Below are 9,170 nucleotides of genomic sequence, written 5' to 3' on the forward strand. Positions count from 1 at the left end.
GTCGAGCACTTCGCGCTTCAGGCTTGAGAAGGCAATGATGTCCAGCTCGTTCAGCTCCAGCCCGCGTTCCCGATAGTTGTGCGCCTTCTTGCGCAGGGTCGGCGCCAGGCGCCCCAGCAGTTCGGTGGCACTGATGCGCCGCGGGCGGGCTTCGCGGCGCACCAGTTGCGCCAACGAGAACGCGCTGCGCCGACGCTGCAGCTCTTCGCGCCATTCATCGTTCAGCCGGCGGCCCTCGTCGAGCACGAAAAACACCTCGAAGGCGGCATCGCGGAACAGCACGTCGGGTGGCTCCTGGCCTGCCGGGGTGAAGTCCTCGCTGCGGTAGGGGATGTTCAGCCCTTGCAACAGGCGCTGGCACACCCAACGCTCCCGCTCCCACTTGCGGGCGTTGGAGAGAAAGGCATTGGCTTGTTCCGCCTGGATGGTAAGCAGGCGCAAATAGTCTGAGTCATCCATGCCCACAAGCTTAGTCGCTAATCGATGACGGTAAGATGCTGTTTGTGCGCAATATTCAGGTGAGTGCCGACCACTGCTGAACCAGCCCGAACAGATGCACCAGGCCAAAGCCCAGGCAGATCAGCGAACTGACCACGATAAACCGCTGTGAGCGGCCAGTCCCTGCCAGCAACTTCGGCCCCAGCAGGCCGCGGGCCAGATACACCAGGGTAATCAGGCAAAGGGCCGGCAGCAGCAACGGCAGCCTGGCAATCGCCCCGGCAGCGGACAACGCATACGCCAACCAGAGCAGCAGTACAGCGGCGATGGCGGTCGTGATCAGCGCGGGGTACCAGCGGCCTTTTTCGGCGGCCACGGCCATGTGCTCGCCGGCGCCGAACAACCGGTACCAGCGTGGCCCCACGGCGATGATCGCCAGGTGCAAAATGCCGATAAAAGCGTTGAGCGCTGCGGCCAACAGCAGCGCAGGGTTGATTCCTTCAGGCATTGCCAATGCTCCCTGCATCGAATGATGCGCCAGCCTACCGCAGCCGGAAGAAACGGAGAATGGGTGTAGACTCAGCCTTATCCACAGGGTTGAAAGGGGCATTGCGTCCGGTGATCAGCGCACAGGTGTTGTCCGACACCAGCCTTGCCCTTGGCTGGCTTGGCTACGTGCCCTTGCTGGTCTGGGCGGCCAGCCGCGCCCGCTGGGTGGAATTGTTCACCGACCGGCGCCGCCAGCATCTGCTGTTTGGCACGGTGTTCTGCCTGTTTGCCCTGTGGCTGGTCAGGCGCGATTTCGATACCGGCGTTTCCTATCACTTCATTGGCATGACAGCAGTCACGCTACTGCTGGACTGGCCGCTGGCGGTGCTGGGTGGGTTCATGGCCCAGCTAGGCCTGCTGGCGCTAGGGCGCCAGGACCTCGCGGCACTAGGGGTGAACGGGCTGTTGCTGGTGGGCCTGCCGGTACTGATCACTGAAGCATGTGCCCTGCTGGTCGAGCGCGCCCAGCCGCGCAACCTGTTCGTCTATATCTTCTGTTCAGGCTTTTTCCCCGCTGCGCTGACGGTGCTGGCTTGCCTGCTGGCCGGGCTGGGGGTGTTGTGGCTGGATGGGCGTTTCGCCATGCCGGAATGGCTCAGCGACTTTGTCGGCTACCTGTGGCTGATGATGTTCCCCGAAGCGTTCATCAACGGCATGGTGATCAGCGCGCTGGTGGTGTTTTGCCCGGAGTGGCTGGAAACCTTCAACCGTACGCGTTATTTGCAGGCGCCGTGGAAGGAAGATGAGCGATAGATAAGTGTTGGCTGTGCCGCCCCTTTCGCGGGTAAATCGGATCGCCGCGAAGAGGCCGGCCCAGCCAACCTGCTACCGGATCAGTGCCGCGGCTCCAGGTCCCCCGAATACAGCTCATCCTCGGACTCTTCCGCCCCCGGAATCTTGTGCTCTTCCGCCGCCCAGGCCCCCAGGTCGATCAGCTTGCAGCGGTCCGAGCAAAACGGCCGGAATGTGTTGTTATCGTTCCATTCCACAGGTGCGCCACAGGTCGGGCAGTCGACGGTCAATGGCTGGCTCATGGCTGGCCTCCTCGTAAAGTCAGGTAAAAGTGATGCAGTGTGTCGATCTGCTGATGCAACGCGGCCAGGTCGCCGTCATTGACCACCACATCATCGGCATGGCGCAGGCGTTCTTCCCGGGCCAGCTGGGCCCCCAGAATCGCCTGCACCTGCTCGGCACTGGTGTTGTCCCGCGCCAGTGTACGCGCCACCTGCAACTCTTGCGGCGCATCGATCACCAGCACCCGCTGGGTCTTCTGGTATTGCCCCGACTCGATCAGCAGCGGCGACACATACACCGCATAAGGCGATTGGGCCTTGGCCAGGTAGCTGAAAATCTCCTGCCCGATCAGCGGGTGCAGCAATTGCTCCAGCCATTTGCGCTGCGCCGGGTCGGCGAAAATCAGCTGGCGCAGGGCCGCGCGATCAAGCTGGCCGTCCGCCTGCAGCACACCAGGGCCGAAGCGCTCGACGATGCTGGCCAGGGCCGGCCGGCCGGGTTCGACCACCCAGCGCGCGGCCTGGTCGGCATCGACCAGGTGCACGCCAAGCTCGACGAAGCGCTCGGCAGCAGCGCTTTTGCCGCTGCCGATGCCGCCGGTAAGCCCGAGAATCCAGGGGGTAAAGGCTGCAGTGGTCATCAGAATCCAAGCAGTTACAGGTAAGAGGCGTATATTTCATCACCCCAGAGCACAGCAATCCACCCCGCAATCGCCAGATAAGGCCCGAACGGCATCGCCGCGCCCATCTGGTGCCGGCGCAAACGCAGCAGGCACAGGCCAACCAGCGCCCCGACCACTGACGACAGCAGCAGTGTCAACGGCAACACCTGCCAGCCGCCCCAAGCCCCGATCAGCGCCATCAGCTTGAAGTCGCCGTAGCCCATGCCTTCCTTGCCGGTGATCAGCTTGAACACCCAGTAAACGGTCCACAGGCTCAGGTAGCCGGCCACCGCGCCCCACAGCGCATCGGTCAGCGGTGCATAAATGCCAAAGGCGTTCACGATCAGCCCCAGCCACACCATCGGCAACACCAGCACGTCCGGCAACAGCTGATGCTCGGCATCGATCAGGCTCAAGGCCAGCAGGCACCAGGTCAGCGGCAGGGCCAGCAAGGCCCCGGCCGAGGCGCCAAAACGCCAGGCCACCAGCAGTGAAAGCAGGGCGCTGGCCACCTCCACCAACGGGTAGCGCAGGCTGATGCGGGCTTTGCACGATGAACAGCGGCCACGCAAGGCCAGGTAGCTGATGACCGGAATGTTCTCCCACGCGCGAATCTGATGCGCGCAATGCGGGCAGCGCGACGCGGGCAGGCACAGGTCGAAGCGTGCGTGTTGCGCAACCGGCAGCCCTAGCACCTCCTGCGCTTCCCGCTGCCATTGCCGCTCCAGCATGATCGGCAGGCGATACACCACCACGTTGAGAAAACTGCCCACCAGTAGCCCCAGCACCGTGGCCAAGGTCAGGAAGTACGCCGGCTGCTCAGCCAAAAAAATCCATGAAGTCATGTTCAGATCAAACTACCCAGCTGGAAGATCGGCATGTACATCGCCACTACCAGGCCGCCCACCAGCACGCCCAGGATCAGCACGATGGCTGGCTCCAGCAGGCTGGTCAACTGGTCCAGTGCCTGGCTGACCTGTTCCTCGTAATGGTTGGCGGCCTTCTCCAGCATCAGGTCCAGCGTGCCACTGGATTCACCGATGCCCGTCAGCTGCACCAGCAACGGCGGAAACAGCGGTTCACCGGCCATCGCCTGGTTCAGTCCCTGCCCATTGGCCATGCCCTGGCGCAGCCGCAGCACCGCCTGCTCATGCAAGTCGCCGCCGCACACCTTGGCCACCGTGCCCAACGCATCCAGCAAAGGCACACCAGCGCCATAAGACGTCGCCAGGCTGCGCGCAAAGCGCGCCAGCGCCGCCTGCCCCAGCAGCTTGCCGAACACCGGCAACGCCAACACCCGTCGAGATATCCACAGGCGCGCTGATGCATGCTGCCGGTAGAGCTGGCGCACGGTCACACCCACCGTCACAGCCATCAGCAACAACAACGGCGCAGACCGGCTCAGCCCTGTGGACAAGTCGATCACCCACTGGGTAAATGCCGGCAAAGCCGCGCCCATGCCGGCGAACATGTTTTCAAACTGCGGGATCACCTCCAGCAACAAGACCGCCGCCACCCCCAGCCCCGTCAGCAACAGCAGCAGCGGGTAGACCATCGCCTTGCGCACCTTCTTGTGCAGCGCCCCACGCTGTTCAAGCATCCCCGCCAGTTGCTCCAGCTGCCGGTCCAGCGTGCCGGACTGCTCGCCTACCCGTACAAGGTTGCAATACAGCGCATCGAACCACGCCGGATGGCGCTGCAACGCATCTGCCAGCCCCAGGCCCGAGGCCACATCCTGTTTCAATCTATCCAGCAATGCCGCCTGTGCTGCATCGCAGCCACTGCGCCCCATCACTTCGAACGCCTGCAACAACGGCACACCCGCCTTCAGCAATGTCGCCAACTGTCGGCTGAAACCCGCCGGGTCGGCTTTCCCCCGCCGCTTGGGCAAACTGAACGCAAACCCGCCGGCCGGGCGCAGGCTGGCGACATTAATGCCCTGGCGGATCAGCTCCGCACGCACATAAGCCGGGCTGCGCCCGGACGCCTGGCCACTGACCTGCGCGCCATTGGCGTCGGTGCCGTGCCAGCTGTAGAGGAGTGTCGATAGAGTCATGCAAAGGTCCTTTTATAGCCCCTGCGACAAGCCTGGAAACAGCTTGCCGCGTCCATGCCAGGGCGCGCGTCCGTGATGCTCACTAGAGTAGTTCAGCGAAGATGACGCCCAAGCGGGCAGGGGTGACAAAAGGTGTCTGTTCAGGCCTACTGCGCCGCTGCCGGTTGGGGCGCGATTGACCCCAATACGTATGCGTATGAAAAAGGAAACCGTTCATGAAAGGGCAACGCGGTATCACCCTGATCGAACTGATGATCGTCGTCGCGATCATTGGCATTCTGGCGACCATCGCCTTACCGATGTACACCAACCACCAGTCACGCTCGAAGGCCGCGGCCGGCTTGCTGGAAATCAGCGCACTGAAGACCCCGATGGATTTGCGCTTGAACGACGGCAAGGACGTCGCCAGCGTGACCGCGCTCGGCGGCCATCCGGCGACCGCGCACTGCGCGATCACCGCCAGCGGCAAAGCGTCGGACGGCACTGCCAGCATCGCTTGCACGCTGGTGGACGCACCGGCCGCCGTGGTCGGCAAGGCACTGACCCTGACGCGCACCCCTGCCGGCTGGAGTTGCACCACCGACATCGAGGAAGACCTGGCACCGAACGGGTGCAAGGGGGCCTGAGGGTAGGGCAATAATCCCGAGGAAACAGGGGTTTGCGTAACGGGTGCGAGCAGTGGTACGTTGCGCTACACGCCGGTGTAGCTCAGTCGGTAGAGCAGCGCACTCGTAACGCGAAGGTCGCAGGTTCGATTCCTGTCTCCGGCACCACATAGCAAGGCCGTTCCCCTTCGGCAACTCCCCCATGAAAGCCCGTCTTGTGCGGGCTTTCTTGTTGCCGGTTTCTTGCCGCCCAAGCGGTCATCCTCCCTGATCGTTCAACTTATCGTTCAGCAATTTTCCACTCAAGGTTGCACCACTTTCCAGATAATGCTTATCTGGCGATGCGGTTTCGCCCAATGTTTTCGGACTATTTTTCTGATTTTTTCCACATAATGAATTTTCCGGCTAGAGATAATTCTTAGGTGGCAACCTTTACCCATCACGATCTCCAGCTGCTGACCCCTTCATTCGACTCCCGCCTGGTCGACGTCCAGAGCGAGCTCGAGTTTCTGCGCAGGCTCAGATTGGAGGGCGACACCCCACCGCACGTTTTCTTCCAGCTCAAAGGGTTGTTTCATACGCCGGAGAGCTTGGGATCTGCACGGATCGAGGGCAACCAGACTACGCTGGCGGAGTACATCGACAGCAAGGTCGAAGGCAAAGCGGAAAGTACCGACCAGCTGCTGGAGGTCGCCAACATCGAAAAAGCGATGGACTACATAAAAGCTGTGGTCTAGCCCGGTGTAGCCCTGACCGAACACACCATCCGCGAACTGCATGCCATGACCGGCCGTGAAGTAGGGTTTCATTTTCCGTCCGACGGACTCACCTTCCGAACTCCGGCTTCAAGGCCGATGGTGCCCGCGTATTTTGACCTCCGCTTTCCAGTCGCCTGACTGTTGTAGTCAGCTTCTATGTGCATTAGCAATAAAATGTAGTTAAAAGCCCTGATCGTGCACGTTCACTGCCTTTCGCACAACATTCAGCGACGATTCCTACAGCTCCCATACTTGCTCTTCCGCGAGATGTGAGGCTAAATTTCCAGGTCACGTAAAATCCGTGACCGGGCGTAGGAACCCGTTGGTAAACTTGGCGCACGCACTAGGCGCCCCTGCACCACAGCTGGCGCTTTTTTTGTGCCTGCCGTGCTGTGTCATGGCGGCTGTGTGTGGGCAGGCTTCGGCCTGGCCGGGTTTCCAAGTTTCCCGGTATTCCTACCCCACACACAGCTGCCACCCAATCCCGTAGGAAGGATCGTGGCAGCTCCAACTAAAACTTGGAGCCTCATGCATGCTTATCTCAAGTCCATCCGTGATCCACGCACTCGTTCGCCGCCGGCGCGCCTCGCCGAATCTCATTGAGCTCACTCACGACCGATCCCGCTCCGTCTCCGACAGACCGGAGGCACACCATGACTGACATCGAACGCCTTTCCACCATTCAAAGCTACGCCTGGACCCTGGAACTGCTAGGCGAGGCGCTGGTGCAGCACGATGAGATGCTGGAATGCGAACACAACCCGCGCCTCAGTTTCCGCAACACGGCTGGCATCCATCAGGCGATCCGCATCATCAGCCGATTGGCCAGTGAGCAGTGCGGGAAGGTGATGGAACATCATGCTCAGGACCCGGCGGAATAGGCGGCGTATTCCCTGTGTTGCGCTGTGAGAGCGCAGGTCGGTCCGGGCGGCAGGGGCTGGTTTGAGCTCGTTGGGGCTGCTGCGCAGCCCTTCGCAGGCAAGCCAGCTCCTACAGGGATCGCGTTTTGGCGGCAAGCACCTGATGCGATCCCCGTGGGCACGCCTGGCCTTTTCGCCCCGGCAAGCAATACTTCTCTCTACGCAGGCGTGTTCCTGGTGGCGCGCGCCGCTGGGAGGTGTCAGGTGAACAAGCTAACAATCGTGGGTGCCGGCCTGGTCGGCGAGGCGGCGGCGCAAGTCATCGCCCGCGAAGAGCTGTGCCGTGAACTGGTGTTGATGGACGTGCAGGGCGAGCTCGCGCAGGGCAAGGCGCTGGATGTGTGGCAGGCTGCAGTGGAATCCGGCTCCGACACGCGGGTATCCGGTGGGGCCAAGGCCGAGATGCTGGCGGGCTCTGAAATGGTGGTGATCACCGCAGGGGTACCGCGCAAGCCAGGGCAGTCGCGTCAGGATGTGCTCAGCATCAACCTGCCGATTCTCGATGGCATCATGGCGGATATCAAACAGCATGCGCCGGCGGCAACGGTGCTGGTGGTGTCCAACCCGGTGGACGTGCTCACCTACCGCGCCTGGAGCGTCAGCGGGCTGGGCCGCGACAAGGTGTTCGGCCAGGCCGGTGTGCTCGATACCGCGCGCATGAAGTGTTTCATCGCCGAGGAAACCGGCTTTTCTGCCCGGGATATCACCGCGCTGGTGCTGGGCGGGCATGGCGACAGCATGGTGCCGCTGATGCGCTACTGCCAGATCGGCTCGGTGCCGCTGTCCCACTTCTTGTCCAGTGAGCAGATCGAGCGAATTGTCGAGCGCACCCGCAAAGGTGGCGGCGAGATCCTCAACCTGAAGAAGATGGGCAGCGCCTGCGATGCGCCGGGTGTGGCCATTGCGCAGATGGTGGATGCCATCGCCAATCGGCGAAACCGCATTCTGCCCGCGGTGGCGATTCTCGAGGGTGAGTACGGGCGCAAGGGCATTGCGATGGGCGTGCCGTGTGTGCTGACAGAAGAAGGGCTGGCTCGGGTGATAGCGCTGCCGCTGGATGCGCAGGAGCAGGCGATGTTCGACCATTCTGCCGATCAGGTGGCGCGGGATATCGCGGAGATGGAGGCGTTGTAAGCGTTAGTTCGGGCCAAGGAGGGCCCGTCGCGGCAGCCCCAATGGCTCTATGTAAGAATCACCTGACAGGCATCAGGCCAAAGCCCCTCGATCGTGGCAATTGTGTTTCAGTGGCTTTGTATCTGGGTTGAAACCTTCTAGTCTCCCCCTTCGTTTTTCAGTGGGAGCTGACATGAACCAGCCCATTCACCGCCGCCACCTGCTTCAGGGGGCAATTGTTTGCGCCGCTGCCATGGCCTTGCCTGCGTGGGCAGCCGATCCGGTCACTGAACAGTTGCAGCAACTGGAGCAGGCCGAGGGCGTCACTCTCGGCCTGTGGGCGCTCGACACCGCCACCGGCAAGCAACTGGCCTACCGGGCCGAACAGCGCTTTGCTTTCTGCAGTACCTTCAAGGCCATACTGGCAGGCGCAATCCTGCACCAAAGCCAGAAAGACCCAGGGCTGTTGCAGCGCCGCATCCCGTACGGCAAAGAACAGCTCGTGGTGTATTCCCCCATCACCGAGAAGCACGTAGGCAAGGGCATGACCGTTGCCGAACTGTGCGCCGCCACCGTGCAATACAGCGACAACACCGCAGGCAACCTGCTGCTTGAGCAGGTCGGCGGCCCCGCCGGGCTGACGGCTTTCGCCCGTAGCATGGGCGACCCGGTTTTCCGCCTCGACCGCAACGAGCCCGGCCTGAACACGGCCATACCCGGCGACCTGCGTGACACCACGACACCCATCGCGATGGGTACGACCCTGCAGCGCTTGCTGCTGACCGACGCGCTGCCCGTTGCGGGCCGTGAACAGTTGCAGGCCTGGTTGAAAGGCAATACCACGGGCGATGTCCGTATCCGTGCGGGCCTGCCGCAGGGCTGGGTGGTGGGCGACAAGACAGGCTCGGGTGACTACGGCGTGGCCAACGACGTGGCGATCATCTGGCCGGAAGGCCGCGCGCCCTGGATTCTGGTGGTGTTTACCCATGGCGCGAAGAAGGATTCACCATGGCGCAGCGAACCCGTCGCCGCTGCCACGCGTGTGGTATGGGAGGC

At 62.4% G+C, this 9,170-nt stretch carries 11 protein-coding genes, 1 tRNA gene and 1 pseudogene; 7 read left to right on the forward strand and 6 right to left on the reverse strand.

Going from position 1 to position 9,170, the window contains the following annotated elements; all coding sequences use genetic code 11:
* A partial coding sequence (locus HP547_RS24005) for a DUF1780 domain-containing protein (protein WP_172287817.1) occupies positions 1-459 on the reverse strand: 459 nt, incomplete at its 3' end.
* A gap of 55 nt (positions 460-514) precedes the next feature.
* Positions 515-946 carry a hypothetical protein gene (locus HP547_RS24010; RefSeq protein WP_172287820.1) on the reverse strand — a complete coding sequence of 144 codons (432 nt, stop codon included), beginning with the start codon at positions 944-946 and terminating at the stop codon, positions 515-517.
* 59 nt (positions 947-1,005) lie between these two features.
* Between HP547_RS24010 and HP547_RS24015 the strand changes: the two genes are divergently transcribed.
* A complete protein-coding gene (locus tag HP547_RS24015; RefSeq protein ID WP_172228570.1) occupies positions 1,006-1,740 on the forward strand; it encodes an energy-coupling factor ABC transporter permease in 735 nt (244 codons plus the stop codon).
* A gap of 80 nt (positions 1,741-1,820) precedes the next feature.
* Here HP547_RS24015 and yacG read toward each other — a convergent pair whose 3' ends face one another.
* Genes yacG through HP547_RS24035 form a run of 4 tightly spaced genes read right to left on the reverse strand, consistent with a single transcriptional unit; the run spans position 1,821 to position 4,718 of the window.
* Complete coding sequence (yacG, locus tag HP547_RS24020; RefSeq protein WP_172228568.1) at positions 1,821-2,021, reverse strand: DNA gyrase inhibitor YacG; 201 nt, start codon at positions 2,019-2,021, stop codon at positions 1,821-1,823.
* Positions 2,018-2,641 carry a dephospho-CoA kinase gene (gene coaE, locus HP547_RS24025; protein ID WP_172232106.1) on the reverse strand — a complete coding sequence of 208 codons (624 nt, stop codon included), beginning with the start codon at positions 2,639-2,641 and terminating at the stop codon, positions 2,018-2,020. The genes yacG and coaE overlap by 4 nt, the downstream gene beginning before the upstream one ends.
* Before the next feature lie 14 nt (positions 2,642-2,655).
* On the reverse strand, positions 2,656-3,507 hold the full coding sequence (locus HP547_RS24030) for an A24 family peptidase (protein ID WP_172287822.1): 852 nt from the start codon (positions 3,505-3,507) through the stop codon (positions 2,656-2,658).
* Positions 3,508-3,509: 2 nt separating this feature from the next.
* Positions 3,510-4,718, reverse strand: a complete 1,209-nt coding sequence (locus HP547_RS24035) for a type II secretion system F family protein (protein ID WP_172287825.1) — start codon at positions 4,716-4,718, stop codon at positions 3,510-3,512.
* A 215-nt stretch (positions 4,719-4,933) separates the two neighbouring features.
* Between HP547_RS24035 and HP547_RS24040 the strand changes: the two genes are divergently transcribed.
* The 6 genes and pseudogenes from HP547_RS24040 to bla form a co-directional block, all read left to right on the forward strand.
* Positions 4,934-5,344 carry a pilin gene (locus tag HP547_RS24040; RefSeq protein ID WP_172287827.1) on the forward strand — a complete coding sequence of 137 codons (411 nt, stop codon included), beginning with the start codon at positions 4,934-4,936 and terminating at the stop codon, positions 5,342-5,344.
* Positions 5,345-5,415: 71 nt separating this feature from the next.
* Positions 5,416-5,491: transfer RNA gene (locus HP547_RS24045), tRNA-Thr, on the forward strand.
* Positions 5,492-5,745: 254 nt separating this feature from the next.
* Positions 5,746-6,057, forward strand: a pseudogene (locus HP547_RS24050) (Fic/DOC family N-terminal domain-containing protein); the annotation flags it as partial.
* Between the two features lie 677 nt (positions 6,058-6,734).
* Positions 6,735-6,962 (forward strand): hypothetical protein, encoded by a 228-nt coding sequence (locus tag HP547_RS24055; protein WP_172287830.1) that lies wholly within the window; start codon positions 6,735-6,737, stop codon positions 6,960-6,962.
* A gap of 243 nt (positions 6,963-7,205) precedes the next feature.
* On the forward strand, positions 7,206-8,135 hold the full coding sequence (locus tag HP547_RS24060; RefSeq protein WP_172287832.1) for a malate dehydrogenase: 930 nt from the start codon (positions 7,206-7,208) through the stop codon (positions 8,133-8,135).
* 172 nt (positions 8,136-8,307) lie between these two features.
* Positions 8,308-9,170, forward strand: an 863-nt coding sequence (gene bla / locus HP547_RS24065; RefSeq protein ID WP_172287835.1) for a class A beta-lactamase, incomplete at its 3' end; no start/stop codon positions are given.

The sequence above is a fragment of the Pseudomonas sp. CM27 genome, assembly GCF_013179515.1.
GTDB lineage: Bacteria > Pseudomonadota > Gammaproteobacteria > Pseudomonadales > Pseudomonadaceae > Aquipseudomonas.